This window comes from Rhizobium tumorigenes (genome assembly GCF_003240565.2).
Classification (GTDB): Bacteria; Pseudomonadota; Alphaproteobacteria; order Rhizobiales; family Rhizobiaceae; genus Rhizobium; species Rhizobium tumorigenes.
The window spans coordinates 3,450,113-3,465,720 of sequence record NZ_CP117255.1; the positions used below are offsets into that span (position 1 = coordinate 3,450,113).

15 protein-coding genes and 1 tRNA gene are annotated in these 15,608 nt (G+C 60.4%); 4 read left to right on the plus strand and 12 right to left on the minus strand.

The window, feature by feature from the left end; all coding sequences use genetic code 11:
• Positions 1-23: 23 nt before the first annotated feature.
• The 8 genes from purU to PR017_RS16795 form a co-directional block, all read right to left on the minus strand.
• Entirely contained in the window at positions 24-908 is an 885-nt protein-coding gene (gene purU, locus PR017_RS16760) for a formyltetrahydrofolate deformylase (protein ID WP_111216060.1), read from the minus strand.
• A gap of 246 nt (positions 909-1,154) precedes the next feature.
• A complete protein-coding gene (glnT, locus tag PR017_RS16765) occupies positions 1,155-2,462 on the minus strand; it encodes a type III glutamate--ammonia ligase (protein WP_111216909.1) in 1,308 nt (435 codons plus the stop codon).
• 44 nt (positions 2,463-2,506) lie between these two features.
• On the minus strand, positions 2,507-2,968 hold the full coding sequence (locus tag PR017_RS16770) for an OsmC family protein (protein WP_111216061.1): 462 nt from the start codon (positions 2,966-2,968) through the stop codon (positions 2,507-2,509).
• A 1-nt stretch (position 2,969) separates the two neighbouring features.
• Positions 2,970-4,298 (minus strand): FMN-binding glutamate synthase family protein, encoded by a 1,329-nt coding sequence (locus PR017_RS16775; RefSeq protein ID WP_111216063.1) that lies wholly within the window; start codon positions 4,296-4,298, stop codon positions 2,970-2,972.
• A 72-nt stretch (positions 4,299-4,370) separates the two neighbouring features.
• Positions 4,371-5,057, minus strand: a complete 687-nt coding sequence (locus tag PR017_RS16780) for a GltB/FmdC/FwdC-like GXGXG domain-containing protein (RefSeq protein WP_111216065.1) — start codon at positions 5,055-5,057, stop codon at positions 4,371-4,373.
• 58 nt (positions 5,058-5,115) lie between these two features.
• Positions 5,116-6,012, minus strand: a complete 897-nt coding sequence (locus tag PR017_RS16785) for a class II glutamine amidotransferase (RefSeq protein ID WP_111216066.1) — start codon at positions 6,010-6,012, stop codon at positions 5,116-5,118.
• Positions 6,013-6,117: 105 nt separating this feature from the next.
• Positions 6,118-7,080, minus strand: coding sequence for a GlxA family transcriptional regulator (locus PR017_RS16790; protein WP_111216068.1), 963 nt, complete (start codon positions 7,078-7,080; stop codon positions 6,118-6,120).
• 103 nt (positions 7,081-7,183) lie between these two features.
• Positions 7,184-8,254, minus strand: a complete 1,071-nt coding sequence (locus tag PR017_RS16795; RefSeq protein ID WP_425070006.1) for a glycoside hydrolase family 5 protein — start codon at positions 8,252-8,254, stop codon at positions 7,184-7,186.
• A gap of 339 nt (positions 8,255-8,593) precedes the next feature.
• Between PR017_RS16795 and PR017_RS16800 the strand changes: the two genes are divergently transcribed.
• Positions 8,594-10,543: a polysaccharide biosynthesis protein gene (locus tag PR017_RS16800; protein WP_111216070.1), complete on the plus strand. Its 1,950-nt coding sequence runs from the start codon at positions 8,594-8,596 to the stop codon at positions 10,541-10,543.
• Between the two features lie 42 nt (positions 10,544-10,585).
• Here PR017_RS16800 and PR017_RS16805 read toward each other — a convergent pair whose 3' ends face one another.
• On the minus strand, positions 10,586-11,410 hold the full coding sequence (locus PR017_RS16805) for a glycosyltransferase family 25 protein (RefSeq protein WP_111216072.1): 825 nt from the start codon (positions 11,408-11,410) through the stop codon (positions 10,586-10,588).
• A 306-nt stretch (positions 11,411-11,716) separates the two neighbouring features.
• On the opposite strand from PR017_RS16805, the gene PR017_RS16810 reads away from it, so the two are divergent.
• The gene (locus PR017_RS16810) at positions 11,717-12,037 is read left to right on the plus strand and encodes a hypothetical protein (RefSeq protein WP_133255536.1); all 321 of its coding nucleotides are present in this window, start codon (positions 11,717-11,719) and stop codon (positions 12,035-12,037) included.
• A gap of 118 nt (positions 12,038-12,155) precedes the next feature.
• On the opposite strand, the gene PR017_RS16815 is transcribed toward PR017_RS16810, so the two are convergent.
• Together PR017_RS16815 and PR017_RS16820 are read right to left on the minus strand one after the other, a co-directional pair.
• Positions 12,156-12,242: transfer RNA gene (locus PR017_RS16815), tRNA-Leu, on the minus strand.
• A gap of 81 nt (positions 12,243-12,323) precedes the next feature.
• Positions 12,324-13,745, minus strand: a complete 1,422-nt coding sequence (locus tag PR017_RS16820) for a phosphomannomutase (RefSeq protein ID WP_206423107.1) — start codon at positions 13,743-13,745, stop codon at positions 12,324-12,326.
• Positions 13,746-14,008: 263 nt separating this feature from the next.
• Between PR017_RS16820 and PR017_RS16825 the strand changes: the two genes are divergently transcribed.
• The gene (locus tag PR017_RS16825) at positions 14,009-14,398 is read left to right on the plus strand and encodes a BA14K family protein (protein WP_161959273.1); all 390 of its coding nucleotides are present in this window, start codon (positions 14,009-14,011) and stop codon (positions 14,396-14,398) included.
• Between the two features lie 5 nt (positions 14,399-14,403).
• On the opposite strand, the gene PR017_RS16830 is transcribed toward PR017_RS16825, so the two are convergent.
• Complete coding sequence (locus PR017_RS16830) at positions 14,404-14,697, minus strand: Rdx family protein (protein ID WP_111216079.1); 294 nt, start codon at positions 14,695-14,697, stop codon at positions 14,404-14,406.
• A gap of 292 nt (positions 14,698-14,989) precedes the next feature.
• Between PR017_RS16830 and PR017_RS16835 the strand changes: the two genes are divergently transcribed.
• A complete protein-coding gene (locus PR017_RS16835; protein ID WP_111216081.1) occupies positions 14,990-15,532 on the plus strand; it encodes an isochorismatase family protein in 543 nt (180 codons plus the stop codon).
• Positions 15,533-15,608 lie beyond the last annotated feature (76 nt).

A 15,608-nucleotide genomic window follows, 5' to 3' on the forward strand; every position in this document is an offset into this window, starting at 1 on the left:
ATTTTGCTCGCCGTTATGTCCGGCTAACCCATGCGCTCCGAAGCATAGCTGCCGGGGCTTGCCGGGAAGACGACTGTTCGGTTGCCGTTGATGAAGGTCCGGTGATGGATATGGGCGTGGATGGCGCGGGCGAGCACCTGGCTCTCGACGTCGCGACCGATGGATACATAGTCCTCGGCGCTTTGCGCGTGGGTAACCCGTGCGGTATCCTGCTCGATGATCGGGCCTTCGTCGAGATCGGCGGTGACATAGTGCGCCGTTGCGCCGATCAGCTTGACGCCGCGCTCATAGGCTTGCTTGTAGGGGTTGGCCCCTTTGAAGCTCGGCAGGAAGGAGTGGTGGATATTGATGATCCGCCCCGACATCTTGCGGCACATGTCGTCTGAAAGGATTTGCATATAGCGGGCAAGCACGATCAGCTCCGTGCCGGTCTGCTCGGCAACGTCCATGATCTCCGCTTCGGCCTTCAACTTGTTTTCCTTCGTCACCTTGATGTGGTGAAAGGGGATGTCATGGTTGACGACGACCTTCTGGTATTCGAAATGATTGGATACGACGCCGACAATGTCGATCGGTAGAGCGCCGATCTTCCAGCGATAGAGCAGGTCGTTGAGACAATGGCCGAAGCGCGATACCATCAGCAGTACTTTCATGCGCTTCGTCGCATCATGGATTTCGGCATCCATCTCGAAGGTCGCGGCTATCGGCTTGAAGCCCTCGACCAGCGCCTCCTGTGCGATGCCCTCCTCGGACATGAAGCTGACGCGCATGAAGAACTTGCCGGTATCGAGATCGTCGAATTGCGACGAATCGACGATGTTGCAACCCTGGGCCGCCAGATAGGTTGAAATGGCCGCAACGATTCCGCGCGTCGATTGGCAGGATACCGTCAGCACGTAGCTCTTCATGTCTGTTCCCTCATTCGCAGGTTTTGGACCTGCATAAATCAAAGCATGGGCGCCGGATAGCCGGATGCGCAGCGCAATCCGCAAAGCCAGGGGCTACAGGCGCGTAGATCGCCTTGCAAGCCCGCAGCCCATTCGCTTGCAGATTACGGCAGGCAAGCGAAAATCCCGTTCCCATTGCGTCGTCGGAACGCGTATCCCCGCCGTTGGCAGGGAAGTGCTTGCGCGGGATTTCCAAATGCCGCCATCCTAGATGTCCAGCGTCGTATCGCGCTCCCACTGGGTGAAATGCGAGGCATAGGTGTTCCATTCCTGGTGCTTGAGCTTGACGAATGCGGCGGAGAATTCGAGGCCCATCGCCTGCTTTAGTCCCTCGTCCTTGTCGTATTCACGCAAGGCGTCGAGAAGGTTCAGCGGCAGACGCGGCGCGTCCTTCACGAGATGGCCTTCGGCATACATGTCGATGTTGTAGTGCCTGCCGGGATCGGCATTGGTGTTCAGCCCGTCGAGGCCGGCAGCGATGATTACCGCCTGCAGCAGGTACGGATTGACCGCGCCATCGGGCAGCCGCAGCTCGAAGCGGCCCGGCCCGGGTACGCGCACCATGTGGGTGCGGTTGTTGCCGGTCCATGTCACCGTGTTCGGCGACCAAGTGGCGCCGGAGGTCGTGCGCGGCGCATTGATGCGCTTGTAGGAATTCACGGTCGGATTGGTGATCGCCGCCAGCGCCGAGGCATGCTTCATGATACCGCCGAGAAACTGGCGGCCCTCGGCCGATAGCCCGAAATCCATGCTTTTGTCGGCAAAGACGTTGGTCTTGCCGTCGGTATCCCAGACCGAGATGTGGCAATGGCAGCCGTTGCCGGTCAGGCCCTTGAAGGGCTTGGGCATGAACGTGGCGCGCAGCCCGTGCTTTTCGGCAACGGACTTGACCATGAACTTGAAGAAGGAATGCTTGTCTGCGGTGATGAGAGCGTCGTCGAACTCCCAGTTCATCTCGAACTGGCCGTTTGCATCCTCGTGGTCGTTCTGGTACGGGCGCCAGCCGAGCTCCAGCATGTAGTCGCAGATCTCGGTGATGACGTCATAGCGGCGCATGACCGCCTGCTGGTCGTAGCAGGGCTTGTCGGCCGTATCGTATTTGTCGGAGATCTGTTCGCCGTCGGCCGTGATCAGGAAGAACTCGGCCTCCACACCCGTCTTGACGCGCTTTCCGAGCGCCTCGGCCTCGCCAATCAGCTTCTTCAGCACGTTGCGCGGCGCCTGCTCGACCAGCTTGCCCTCCATCACACAATCGGCTGCAACCCAGGCAACATCCTTCTTCCACGGCAGCTGGATGGCCGATGAGGCATCGGGCACTGCAAACAGATCCGGATGCGCCGGCGTCATGTCGAGCCAGGTGGCAAAGCCAGCGAAACCGGCACCGTCGGCCTGCATGCCTGCAATCGCCTGGCTTGGTACGAGCTTCGCCCGCTGGCCGCCGAACAGGTCGGTGTAGCTGATCATGAAGTATTTGACGCCGCGTTCCTTCGCCCACGTCTCGAGATTGATCGTCATCGTGCAGTTCCCCATTTGGTTTTCGCTGCGGCCTTTCCGGCCTGTCAGTCTACGGGTTCGCAGGACACCTCCGTGCGCACCGAATTCGCGATAAAGCATTCTTCATGGGCCAGGTGATGCAGTTCGGCAGCCACCTTCGCGTCCGGACCATTGCCCTCCCAGACAATAAGCGGACGCAACACAACTTTGGCGACCCACATGCGGCCGTTCTCGTTCTTTGCCATCACGCCTTCGGCGACATCCTCGTAGCGGTTGACCACGAAGCCGCGCTTGGCCACGAGATAGAGAAACGTCAGCATATGGCAGGACGAAAGGCTGGCAACAAAGGCTTCCTCCGGATCGATGCCGGATGGATCCGAGTAGCGCGGTACCACGTGCGGCGAGGATGAGGCGCGAACGCTGACACCGCCGTCGAACGACCAGGAATGTCCGCGACCATAGCGATTGTCGGTGAACGGCTCTGCCGCCCCCCGCTCCCACAAAATGGTCGCAGTATATACGGCCATGTCAGAAGCCGCCCTTGCCGGGGATCCAGGAGGTACCGGCCAGCGGCACCTGCGCCATGGCCGACGCCTCGATCGTCAACGCGCACAGATCTTCCGGCTCCAGATTGTGCACATGGTTCTTGCCACAGGCCCTGGCGATCGTCTGCGCCTCCAGCGTCATCACCTTCAGATAATTGGCAAGGCGGCGTCCGGCAGCAACCGGATCGACACGCTTCATCAGTTCCGGATCCTGGGTGGTGATCCCCGCCGGGTCTTTGCCCTCATGCCAGTCGTCATAGGCTTCGGCTGTCGTGCCGAGTGCTGCATATTCTGCTGCCCAGCGCGGATCGTTTTCGCCAATGGCAACCAGTGCCGCCGTTCCGATCGACACGGCATCGGCGCCGAGCGCCAGAGCCTTCGCAACATCGGCGCCGTTGCGGATACCGCCAGAAATGATCAGCTGCACCTTGCGATGCATGCCGAGATCCTGCAGCGCCTGTACTGCGGGGCGGATGCAGGCGAGCGTCGGCATGCCGACATTCTCGATGAACACTTCCTGCGTCGCTGCCGTGCCGCCCTGCATGCCATCGAGTACCACAACATCTGCGCCCGCTTTTACCGCAAGTGCCGTGTCATAATAGGGACGGGAGCCGCCGACCTTCACATAGATAGGCTTTTCCCAGTTGGTGATTTCGCGCAACTCCATGATCTTGATCTCAAGATCGTCGGGCCCGGTCCAATCAGGATGGCGCGAGGCTGAGCGCTGGTCGATGCCCTTCGGCAGGGTGCGCATGTCCGCAACCCGGTCCGATATCTTCTGGCCAAGCAGCATGCCGCCGCCACCGGGCTTGGCACCCTGGCCGATGACGATCTCGATAGCGTCGGCGCGGCGCAGGTCCTTGGGGTTCATGCCGTAGCGCGATGGCAGGTACTGGTAGACGAGGATCTGCGAATGGCCGCGCTCCTCCTCCGTCATCCCGCCGTCGCCCGTGGTGGTCGAAGTGCCGGCGATCGTCGCGCCACGGCCGAGTGCTTCCTTGGCCGGGCCTGATAGCGATCCGAAGCTCATGCCGGCAATGGTGATTGGGATCTTCAGTTCGATCGGCTTCTTGGCGAAGCGACTGCCAAGCACGACATTGGTCTCGCACTTTTCGCGGTAGCCTTCGAGCGGATAGCGCGAGATCGACGCGCCAAGGAACAAAAGGTCGTCGAAGTGCGGCAGCTTGCGCTTGGCGCCGCCGCCTCTGATGTCATAGATGCCGGTTGCCGCAGCCCGGCGGATTTCCGACATGGTATATTCGTCGAAGGTTGCCGAGGAACGTGGCGTGGTCGGCGGGTTCTGGTAGCTCATGGCGGACCTCGATTGATCGCATTGTTTTTTTGTCGCAGCGGAAAGTCCCCGCTGCCTGCTTTGGTCTGACGCTCAATAGGCGTCCGCATTGTCGACATTGAATGTGTAGAGCTTGCGCGCCGAGCCGTAGCGGTTGAATTCCTCCGGCTTGACGTCTGTGATGCCGGCCTTTTCCAGCAGTTCGGCCAGCAACCTCAGGTGTTTCGGCTTCATCTCCTTGGCGATGCAGTCCGCGCCCAGGCTTTTCACCGTACCGCGCACGAAAATCTTTGCTTCGTAGAGCGAGTCGCCCAGCGCATCGCCGGCATCGCCGAGGACGACCAGGTTACCGGCCTGTGCCATGAAGGCGGACATGTGGCCGATGCTGCCGCGCACGACGATATCGACGCCCTTCATCGAAATGCCGCAACGCGACGAGGCGTTACCCTCGATCACCAGCATGCCGCCGCAGGCCGTGGCGCCGGCATATTGCGAAGCGTCGCCTTTGACGACAATCGTCCCGGACATCATGTTTTCGCCGACACCGGGCCCGGCCGATCCGTGGATGGTGATGGTGGCGTCTTCGTTCATTCCGCCGCAATAATAGCCGACATTGCCCTGCACATCGATGGCAACCGGCGCATGCACGCCGCAAGCGACGGCATGGCTGCCGCGGGGGTTGATCACCTCGAAATGCAGATCGTTGGATCCCGGCGAAATGTCATGCAGGGCCTGATTGAGATCGCGGAGCGGCGTGATCGCCAGATCGAAGGTGGGCATGTTCTGTCCTGCAATTGGTAACTTGGAAGGGGATAGAAGCATCCGGCGTAGAGCCAGTTCAGTGCTCCCAGAAGTAAACGGTCGCTGGCTCCGGCTCCCAGACACGCGCGGCCTCGATGCCGGGCAGGCTGACCAATGCCCGGTATTCCGAACCGAAGGCGACATACTGGTCGGTCTCGGCCATCACGGCAGGCTTGCAGGCGATGGCATCGCGCAGCACGCCGAAACCGGATTTGGTGCCGACGACGAAGGTGAAGAAGCCGTCGAGATCGTCGACAGCACCTTCCAGTGCCGCTCCAAGGTTTTTGCCCTTGGCCATTTCAGCCGTCAGATAGGCGGCCGCGACTTCGGAATCGTTCTCTGTCTCGAAGCGCATGCCCTGATGCTTTAGCGAGCGGCGCAGGTTGTTGTGGTTGGAGAGCGAGCCGTTGTGCACCAGGCACTGGTCCGAGCCTGTGGAAAACGGATGGGCGCCGAGCGTGGTGACCGCAGACTCCGTCGCCATGCGGGTGTGGCCGATGCCGTGCGTACCGGACATGTCGGCGACGCCGAAGCGCGCCACGACATCGCGCGGCAGGCCGGTTTCCTTATAGATCTCGATCGAATCGCCGCTGCTCATCACGCGGATATCCGGGCGAAGTTCGCCCAGCGCCGAGCGGGCATCATCCAGCTTGTCTTTCGGGAGTGTAATGACGGCATGGCTGCTCTTGATCTCAACCGCAATCGTCTGCCCCAGCGCCTCTTCCAGCTCTGCCTGAAGTCCGGCAAAATCCTTCGCAGGCGTCGCGGATTGCACGGTGATCTTGGCGTCGCGCCCTTGAGAGCCCCCGTAGATCGCGATACCAGCCGAATCCGGCCCACGGTCGGTCATCGTCACCAGCATCGTGGACAGCATCGCGCCCAGCTGGGGTTCCAGGCTTTTGTCCTTGAGGAACAGGCCGACAATGCCGCACATGATAAAATTCTCCGAGTGATCGTTGCGAGAGGCCTAGCAAGAATCTCAAGTATCTTCAACTAGGAAGAAAATAAATTTCCTTTAAAGAAAGATCGATTGAATGCTTCAGTTTGTCTTGCGGTCAGTTTTCGGAGATCCGCCGTAAGCCTGCCGGTAGCAGCGCGAAAAATGTCCGGGGTTGGAGAAGCCGCAGGCAAAGGCAATCTCCGAGATGGAAAGGCTGCTCTGCTGCAGCAGCTTTCGTGCGTGGGCCAGCCTTATCCGGCGGTATTCGGAAAGGAATGTCGAGTTAAGTCTGGTTGCAAACAGCCGGTCGAGATGGCGGGGCGTGATCCGCGCGAAGATCGCCATCGCCTTGCGATCGAGCGGCTGCTCGATCGTCGTCTCCATCTTCTCGATCACCGCAAGCAGGATAGGATGGTGCGTGCCATGGCGCTCGGCCTCGGAAGCCCGCTGCGGCTCTGCGGCCGAACTGACATGCCTGTGCAGGTACCAGTCGCTCACCCGGCGGGCAAAATCTGCACCCATGCGGGCCGCAATGATCGCGTGCAGCATGTCAAGTGGCGCGACGCCACCGCCGCAGGTCAGCCGCTTGCCGTCGATGATGTAGCGCGCCTGCAGCGGTGTCATGCCGGGAAAATCCTCGATTAGCGCCGGGGCATGCTCCCAGTGGATGGTGAAGCGCTCGCCGGAGAGAAGTCCGGCTGCGGCCAGCAGGTACGGCCCACCAGAGATGCCGCCGATGCGTACCCCGTCCCGATCGAGCGCCCGGAGCGCGCTATAGACGCCTGGCCAGTTCCATTCGTCCGGATGGCCGCCGGCAACCACGAAGACCGTGTGCAGCCGCTCACCGCGACCCGGCAGAGGTTCCGCGGGCACCTGCACGCCATTCGAGGCGACTGCGAATACACCTTGCGGTGAGAACACACGAAAGCGATAGATTTCCCGACCGGCAAGGAGATTGGCCGCCCTCAGCGGCTCCACCGCCGAGGCATAGCACATCAGCGCGAAGCCTGGGATCAGGATGAAGCCAATTTCCTGGACATTGCTGTTTTCGCTGTCGCGCATCACGTTTGCCCCAAGCCGGTAGCCCATAGCGATGCGGAGTGGAAGCGCGGTCCGGGAAAGACAAGTCGTGTCCCTGCGGACCATCGCCGGTCTTTGCTCTCGCTTATTTTACGGTCGCGCTGCATGCTTTCGCCATACGCTGGTTCTTGGCCACAGTTGCCAGCAGCGCCATCTGCGGCCGGTCCGGTGTCTTGCGCGGTTGCACGTTAAGCGGCTCGCTCTCCGGCCACCAGTCGCCCGCCGCCCAATAGCTCCAGCCGAGCCAGACGTCGCTGTTCTTGCCTAGGATGTCGAGCATACTCTGAAGCCCATCGAGGCAGGGCTGATTGCCGGCGGCGCCGAACTCGCCCAGAAATCCCCGTTTATGGTTCTGCCTCAGCCAGTTGGTGACTTCAGTGATACCGGTGCGTGCCTTGTCAGTGCCTTCGCAGAGAGCATGGGTTCCCGACCAGTCAGCATCGAGATACTGGTGAAATTCGTAGGCGTAGAAATCGAGCGGGTCCGTTACGCCAAGCATGACGTCGGCGTTGGAGCCGCCGCCGAGCCTGTCCTCGCTCCATGAGTGGGCGCCGGTCCAGATTGTCCCGGGAACAAGGATGAGATTGCGGGCGCCGACCGCGCGGATCCTGCCGATCGCGGTATTGGCTGCTTTCAGCCAGTCCGGCGCCTTGATATCGTTTGGCTCGTTCATCAGGCCGAAGACTGTGCTTGGCTGGTTGGCGAAGGCGCCGCCAAGCCGGGACCAGAAGTCACCGAATGCATCATCGGTGACCGGATCCTGCGAAATCGTCACCTTGTCGTAACGGGCGTAATTGTGCGGGTCGAGAATGACCGTCATGCCGTTCTTGTGGATCCGGTCGACGGCCGCCTTCAGGCGCGAAAGTTCTTCGTCATCGAGTTTCTCGTTCAGCTTGGGCTGAAGCCTCTCCCAAAGGAAAGGCAGGCGCACGACATTCATGTCCTTGCCGGCAAAGTAATGCACGGTTGCCTGCGTAGGATAGGTGTAGTCCGTCCCTGCGACGCCATCGCGATCACCGTACTCAGCGCCCGAGAGATTGATCCCGCGATAGCAAAGCCCCGCTGCCTCGCCGCTGCCGGCGAAGGTCACGAGCCCTGTCAGAGCCGCCGAAAGCATCGCAAACCTGCGCGCCATGTCAGCGATCGAGATTTTCATATCAGTCGCCCACGGGTTAGCGGTCTCGGCCGCGCGTTTATACTCTCTGCATACAGACAGGTTCCCGGCAGGTCCAGAGATTGGCATCCGCAGATCTGCCACCCGTTTAAGGACTTGGGATTATCCCTTTCAAAACAATAACCGCGCCGGAGGTTTTCCTTTTGCCGCGAGCGGTGATTTTGCGCTATAGCGTTGCTAAAGACGACGCGCGGCTGTCTCGCGCAATTGCCTTTTGCTGTTGGAAGCAGCAAGAGATACTTGGTGTGCTGGAGACGGGCGAATATGCCCGGAGGAAATGCAATTGCGGACTGGGATGACCGGCGCCTGAGGAAATTGTTGATGGTACCTGCCGATCGGCTCGTTCTGCCCTTTTTGGCTTTGCCGCGCGTAACAAAGCGCGCCTTTGCACTCCTGGTTGATTCAAGCCTCTGTGTACTTACGGTGTGGTTTGCCTATTGCCTGCGACTTGACGGGTGGGTGATCCTCGAGGGTGTCGAATGGGTCCCCGCCTTTGTTTCGCTCCTGCTTGCGATACCGATCTTCATCGTGCTGGGGCTTTACCGCGCGATCTTCCGCTATGCCGGGCTGTCAGCGTTCATGACGGTGGTCAAGGCGGTGGCGATCTACGGCCTGGCCTTCATGACGATCTTCACCGCGATCAGCATTCCAGGCGTGCCGCGCACCGTCGGCATATTGCAGCCGTTGCTGTTGCTGATCGCCGTCGGGTTGTCGCGCATGTGGACCCGCTACTGGCTCGGAAACGCTTATCAGCGGCTTCTGAACCGCAACTCGCTGGCGAAAGTTCTGATCTATGGCGCCGGCGCCTCCGGTCGTCAGCTCGCCGCAGCCCTTGCTGCCAGCTCTGAGCTAAACGTCGTCGGCTTTCTCGACGATGACAGACACTTGCATGGCAGCATCATGGCCGGGCTTCCAATCTACGATCCTGCCGACCTGCCGGCACTCGTCGCTACTGGCGAGACACGCGACGTGTTGCTGGCGTTGCCGAATGCGACCCGGCAACGCCGCAACGAGATTCTGGAGGCGATTCGCAAGGCCCGCGTGACCGTCCGCACTATGCCCGACCTGACCGCCTTGGCGCAGGGACGTGTGGCCGTGTCCGACTTGCGGGAACTCGATATCGAGGACCTGCTGGGCCGCGATGTCATCGCGCCCGACCAGGCTTTGCTCGATCGCAATATTCGCGGAAAGGTCGTCATGGTGACCGGTGCGGGAGGCTCGATCGGCAGTGAGTTGTGCCGGCAGATCGTCAAGAACCGTCCCTCGAGCCTGTTGCTGGTAGAGCAGAACGAATTCGGCCTCTATCTCATCCTGGGCGAGCTTGAGAAGGCGGCGATGGCGATCCAGGATGCCGAGATCCGCATCATCCCTTTTCTTGCCTCCGTTCGCGACGGCCCGCGTCTGGAGCAGATCATGTCGGCCTGGAAGCCGAGCACCGTCTACCACGCTGCCGCCTACAAGCACGTGCCGCTCGTCGAGTACAACCCTGCCGAAGGCATCAAGAACAACGTCACCGGGACCGTCGCCGCAGCCAAGGCAGCCCAAAAGGCGGGAGTCGAGAATTTCGTCCTCATCAGCACGGACAAGGCGGTTCGCCCGACCAATATCATGGGCGCGAGCAAGCGACTGGCGGAGATGGTGCTGCAGGCCCTCGACGCCGATCGCGTCACCAGCGGTACGACCACGAGTTTTTCGATGGTCCGCTTCGGCAACGTGCTGGGTTCATCGGGTTCCGTCGTGCCGCTGTTTCGCCAGCAGATCCGCGACGGGGGCCCGGTTACGCTTACCCATCCGGAGATCACCCGCTATTTCATGACAATCCCGGAAGCCTCGCAACTGGTCATCCAGGCAGGCGCCATGGCCTCGGGCGGCGATGTCTTTCTGCTCGACATGGGAGAGCCGGTCCGCATTGTTGATCTCGCCCGTCGCATGGTTGAGCTTTCCGGCTTCAGCGTTCTGGACGACGATAATCCGGAGGGCGATATCGAATTGCGGATTACCGGCCTGCGTCCCGGCGAAAAACTATTCGAGGAACTGCTGATCGGCGACAATCCACAGCCGACGCCGCATCCGCGCATCATGCGGGCTCGCGAGGATTTTCTTAGGTGGCCGGAATTGACCGAACGCCTGGCGGCGCTGGAGAAGGCATTGGATGAAAATGACATTCCGCTCGCGCAGGCCATCCTGAAGATGCTGGTCTCCGGCTATGCCCCGAACGGAGATGTGGTTGATCTGGTATTTCGCGAACGCGAGGCAGATACCGCCGCATAGACCGGTTCGCGGTCTTCTGTGTTCGCTTAGCGCCTGGATTTTCTAGCGGCTGATCCGTTGGCATCCCCATGTCGCATAGAACCATCGTCGCAGCTGGTCGTGGGCGCGGAACCAGTGGGTCGTCATGCGCAGCATGAAGTGTCGCTTGGCAGCCTTGTAATGCGACCTCTTGCCGATCGTCGTATCTCTTCGATGTGGGCTGAATGTCACGAGATTGTCTTCCGTCGAAAACGTCTGGACGCCGGTGGACCAGCCCCGTTCGAGAGCGACATCGTAAGGCAACAGAACCGTATTCAACCTTTTTACCAGCTTCAATGCCGCCTCGCGGGTGACGATGTAGCATGCGGCCGAGCCCTGAGGTCCATGCAGACAGCGGCCGACGACATCGCCTAGCGCGGTCATGGCGACAGGCCTGAAACCGACCTTACGGTGATTGGCGAGCTTGATGACGCTGCCCTCGGTGGCGGACACGGCCGCGACAGCCGCCATGGCCCGCGGGATAAGTGCCGCGTTGAGGTCGACATCGTCCTCGATGATGACGGCCATTGCATCCCCACTGGCCACGAAGGTTTCAAGTGCCAGCAGGTGGCTTCGATAACAGCCGTACTCGCCGGCGAGGATCGTGCGGCCGTTGTGATAACTGAAAGAGCGAGGATGAAAGCCGACGCGCTCATCCTCAAGAACTGATTGACCATCCACCGCTGCAACGCGAACAAGGTTCAGGCCGTGCTGGACAGCCTGGTTTCGGAGGCGGTTCCAGCGCTCGATGCTGCGATCCAGGTTGATGACGTAAATGACAATCGGAGACGCGGGGACTGCCTTGTCAATTCCGTAACCGGCATCCTTCCGCTCGACCCGTTCAAGCATTCACCTAACTCCTGACAGATCAGCACGACTTACACGTCACAAAACCGGAAATGATTGGACATATGCCTTACAGTTATCGCAACTTTTCCTCATCCCAACCTAATGCCACGCCGCCCGGGGGAGTTCAAGCGTGTCCGGGATCGCCATTTGTGACAGGCTGTTACGTTGGGACATCGGTTTCAGCAAGATGTGATGAGGCCGCGCCGCCTTTGTAAAGCTCCCGGCTTTCCCTCGGTTCCGCTAATGACTATATGCGGACAGCATGGGGCGTTGCGCAATGTTCCCCCAGCAGAAGGGTCGGCGTTCATGTGGATAATGAGAGTTGCTCTGGTCGGAGCCACGCTGTTTGCCCTGACACCCTACCACGTCTTTGCCGAAGGTGAGGGTAAGCTCACATGGAGCAAGCCGATCTATCCCTACAAGAATTTGCCAGGCGTCACGGCACCACAGGAATTTAAAGAAAAGTTTAAGTGCTGGACGCGCTTGGCCGACCTCGATTTCGGCTATCGCAGCTTCTACCGCGACTATCCGCGCCTGGTCTACGTTTGCGACCAGAACGGCGTCATTTCCGAAAGCACCCGCCCACCCAACTACAGCTACTGGCAATACAACAATCGTAATCGCTGACCCGTCCAACAACGAGTTTCGCGCAGCGTAAAAACAGCAAAAGACACCCCCGAAGGGGCGTCCGCTAACAATCATTGTGAAAGCTAAGCTGTTGATCTGGCAGAGATCAAAAATGGAATGGTGCCCAGAAGAGGACTCGAACCTCCACACCCTTTCGGGTACCAGCACCTGAAGCTGGCGCGTCTACCAATTCCGCCATCTGGGCGACGGTCAGGCATGTAAGGGGGTCGTCCGCTGCTGTCAACAGCGTTTTTGAAGTTTTGATGTCATTCCCAGAAAAAGCGACTCAATGGCCCGTTCGGGCATAACTGCGGACGAGATCAAGTCCTTGGACCAAAAGCGTCTTTGCCTCGTTTTCGCTGGCTGCCTCGACATAGCAGCGCATTTCCGGGGCATTGCCCGAGGGACGGAAATGGATCATCCGGCCGTCTTCCAGCATGACTTGTAGGCCGTCTATGTCGCTCGTTGAGGCCACAGATCCAACAGGTGCCAGAAACGCAGCCAGATTGCCCTTCGAGGCGCGCAGATGCGCCATCAGCGCGCCGCTGGTCTCGAGTGCGAAGTTCTCCAGCCGGTCGGCTGCGGCAAAGGGCAGGCTGTAGCCGGCGGCGACCTGGGACAGCGTCTTCTTCGAAGCCGCTGCGGCATGGAGCGTGGCAAGGATTGGCAGAAAGCTGTCGCGCGTCGGCAGGGGATGGATGGTCGTGCCGTTGACGGTAAAGGCGCTCGCCGTCAACGTGCCGCCATTGGCCTCGAAACCCATGACGCCCGGCCGGCCGGCCGCCAGCGCGGCGTTCATGCCAGCGATCACATAGGGCGAGCCGACGCGGGTGCGGGTGACGCTGTAGCGGCCGGCTGTCTCGATACCGGAATTGGAGGTGACAGGCGTGACAAGCACGCCGGCACCGAGGAAATTGGCGGCGATGAGACCGAGGAGGTCGCCGCGCAGCGGCTCGCCGTGTTCGTCCGAGACGAGTGGCCGGTCGCCGTCGCCATCGGCGGAGACGATGGCATCGAGCCGGTGTTCGTTCGTCCATCCGCGGAGCAGTTCGACCGTCTGGGCAGAAACGGCTTCTGTATCGACCGGGATGAATGTGTCGGAGCGACCGAGCGGCACGACGCGGGCGCCGTAATGAGCCAGGACTTGCCCCAGCAGGTCGCGGGCGACCGTGCTGTGCTCGTAGACGCCGACGGTCAGGCCCGAAAGGCTGCCTGCTGGCAGCAGTGCGGCGTTGCGGCTCAAGAACTGTGCCTCAGCCTGCTCGCCGCGCTTATCCGCGCTGGCAGGCGAGGCATCGATGGCGGTGTCGCCGATGGCGCACGCTTCCGCTGTGATGGCTTCTTCGTCCTGCTTGTCGATTTCGCCATCCGGGCGGTAGAATTTGATGCCGTTGCGATCAGCCGGAATATGAGAGCCGGTCACCATCAGGCTCGCGGCTCCGAGTTCCAGGCCAAAAAGCGCCAGCGCTGGCGTGGCGATGGCGCCGCAGTCGATCGGCAGGAGGCCGGCGCGCGCCAGCGCCCCGATGCAGGTCGCAGCAACTGATGGGCTCGACTCGCGAAAATCTCGACCGACGAGAATGGGGTCGCCGGCCCTGGCATGGCCGCTTGAGAGGAGATGACGGGCAAATGCCATCGCATAGAGAGCCGAGGCGCGGCCTTCGAGATCGACAGAAAGGCCGCGAAGGCCGCTCGTTCCAAATTTCAGACTGCTCACGCGATAACTCCCGACATTGATAAGGCTTTATGGCGCAGGACCGAAGATCGATCAACCGACGCAAAAGCTCGGACGCAACAGGTTTGGCTCTGCGCATTTGGGCAGGACATGATGGTGTCCTATATAGCCTACCATATGACGCGCGAAAGAAAGCGGCACGGGAAATGATGAAATTTACCGCATGGAGCCCCGGCGCTCCAAGGGGAGGTTGTGCCGCACGGTTTCGCAACCTCGTTCCGATGGCTGTGGTAGCCATGGCTTCACTGACTGCACTATCAGCTCAAGCCTTGCCTCTGACAGCCATCGCCAAGATAGAGCCTCCGGCGGTTTCGATCGAGGTCTCTACGACATGCGATACGCGCGGTTGCTTCACATTCGGGCCGCGCCAGAGCTATCAGCGGCCAAACTATCGTCCGCTGGGCCAGACGGGACCCCGATACTATAGTCCCGGCGCGCGGCCGCCTCGCTTCATCTTCAGACCCCAGCCCCCGAGGCTGCCGCCGAAGGTGCGCGTGCCTGCCGCCGATCCGAGCTTCCACCGCCAAAGCTGCATGAACCGTTACCGCTCCTACGACCCGTTGACCGACAGCTACAAGGCGCCGGGCGGCAGGCCAGTGCGCTGCGTCCTGCCGGAGCGCCGCTGATCGGCTTAACTCTCGCTGCGCTCCCGGTCGGTGTGGCCGAGATCGCGCCCGGGTTCGATGATGTCGCGGACCCGCTGCTTCAACTCCTTCGGGCCCGGAAAGCCACCGTCGCGCTTGCGTTCCCAGATCAGCTCACCGTCCACCCGGATCTCGAAATTGCCTCCGGTCCCGGGCAGGAGGGCGACCTCGCCGAGACTGTCGCCAAATGTTTGCAGCAGCTCCTGCGCCATCCACGCGGCGCGCAGCAGCCAGTTGCACTGGGTGCAGTAGAGGATGGTGATGCGGGGTTTTGCGGTCATGTCGGTTTTTCCTTTGGCGGTCAATTTAGTTTGTCCGGCCTTGCGTCGCAATGGCGGCCAAAGGCACAGACTTTTCCTCATCAGCGCAGGATCCCCTCAAGACGCGATGAGTGACGCGCAAACATGACGTATGTTTTCGCAGGCAATCTGCTTGGCTCCCTCCGGCGTCGCGGAATTGACGCGCAGGATTTTTTCGCTGCCGGCAAGCGTTCTGTATCCGTGCCAAATGAAATGTCTTAAGTGCTAAGTAACCGTCTCAACGGCAGACGATTCAATTGCAGGTGAGCAGGGCATGAAGACCGCACTCGTTATCATTGATATGCAGATGCTGATGCAGCATCGTATTGAAGCAGGACGGGATCATGTCAATGGCGATGCGGCCGGCAAGATCGCCGCGCTTGCGAGGTCATTCCGTGAGGAGGGTCGTGCGGTGATCCACATCCGCCATAGGGACGGCGATACGGCTTCACCCCTCCATCCGAATGCACCCGGCTTCCAATCGATCGCGTGCGTCAGGGAGCTCGAAAGCGAACCCCTTTTTATAAAGACGACGTCGTCAGGCTTTGCCTCAACGGAATTGGAAAGCTATCTGCGGGCAAACGCCATTACAGATCTAGTCGTAACCGGAGCAGTTGCTGGATTTTGTGTTAACTCCACTGTTCGCGCCGGTGCGGATCTCGGTTTTCGAATGTGTGTCGTCCGCGACGCGGTGATCGGCTTCGACCTGCCCGGTGAGAGCATGTCCGCACGGACGATCTTCGATGTGACGATAGCGCATCTCAAAGCGGATTTCGCGGATATCGTCGAAACTTCGGACTTGCTTTCAACAGGCTGAGCAGCCTTGAGTATTTGTTGCTTATGGGGAAGGTCTGCGAATGAGCTGCCGCGCAAACATCGACCGATCATCCTGT

What these genes read in the sequence shown, in the direction of transcription:
- PR017_RS16795 (WP_425070006.1), bottom strand. Translation starts at nt 8,254, where the DNA reads ATGAAAATCTCGATCGCTGACATGGCGCGCAGGTTTGCGATGCTTTCG.
- PR017_RS16770 (WP_111216061.1), bottom strand. Translation starts at nt 2,968, where the DNA reads ATGGCCGTATATACTGCGACCATTTTGTGGGAGCGGGGGGCGGCAGAG.
- PR017_RS16830 (WP_111216079.1), bottom strand. Translation starts at nt 14,697, where the DNA reads ATGACCGCAAAACCCCGCATCACCATCCTCTACTGCACCCAGTGCAAC.
- purU (WP_111216060.1), bottom strand. Translation starts at nt 908, where the DNA reads ATGAAGAGCTACGTGCTGACGGTATCCTGCCAATCGACGCGCGGAATC.
- PR017_RS16785 (WP_111216066.1), bottom strand. Translation starts at nt 6,012, where the DNA reads ATGTGCGGCATTGTCGGCCTGTTCCTCAAGGACAAAAGCCTGGAACCC.
- PR017_RS16825 (WP_161959273.1), top strand. Translation starts at nt 14,009, where the DNA reads ATGGCTTCACTGACTGCACTATCAGCTCAAGCCTTGCCTCTGACAGCC.
- PR017_RS16775 (WP_111216063.1), bottom strand. Translation starts at nt 4,298, where the DNA reads ATGAGCTACCAGAACCCGCCGACCACGCCACGTTCCTCGGCAACCTTC.
- PR017_RS16780 (WP_111216065.1), bottom strand. Translation starts at nt 5,057, where the DNA reads ATGCCCACCTTCGATCTGGCGATCACGCCGCTCCGCGATCTCAATCAG.
- glnT (WP_111216909.1), bottom strand. Translation starts at nt 2,462, where the DNA reads ATGACGATCAATCTCGAGACGTGGGCGAAGGAACGCGGCGTCAAATAC.
- PR017_RS16805 (WP_111216072.1), bottom strand. Translation starts at nt 11,410, where the DNA reads ATGCTTGAACGGGTCGAGCGGAAGGATGCCGGTTACGGAATTGACAAG.
- PR017_RS16800 (WP_111216070.1), top strand. Translation starts at nt 8,594, where the DNA reads ATGGTACCTGCCGATCGGCTCGTTCTGCCCTTTTTGGCTTTGCCGCGC.
- PR017_RS16790 (WP_111216068.1), bottom strand. Translation starts at nt 7,080, where the DNA reads ATGCGCGACAGCGAAAACAGCAATGTCCAGGAAATTGGCTTCATCCTG.
- PR017_RS16835 (WP_111216081.1), top strand. Translation starts at nt 14,990, where the DNA reads ATGAAGACCGCACTCGTTATCATTGATATGCAGATGCTGATGCAGCAT.
- PR017_RS16810 (WP_133255536.1), top strand. Translation starts at nt 11,717, where the DNA reads ATGTGGATAATGAGAGTTGCTCTGGTCGGAGCCACGCTGTTTGCCCTG.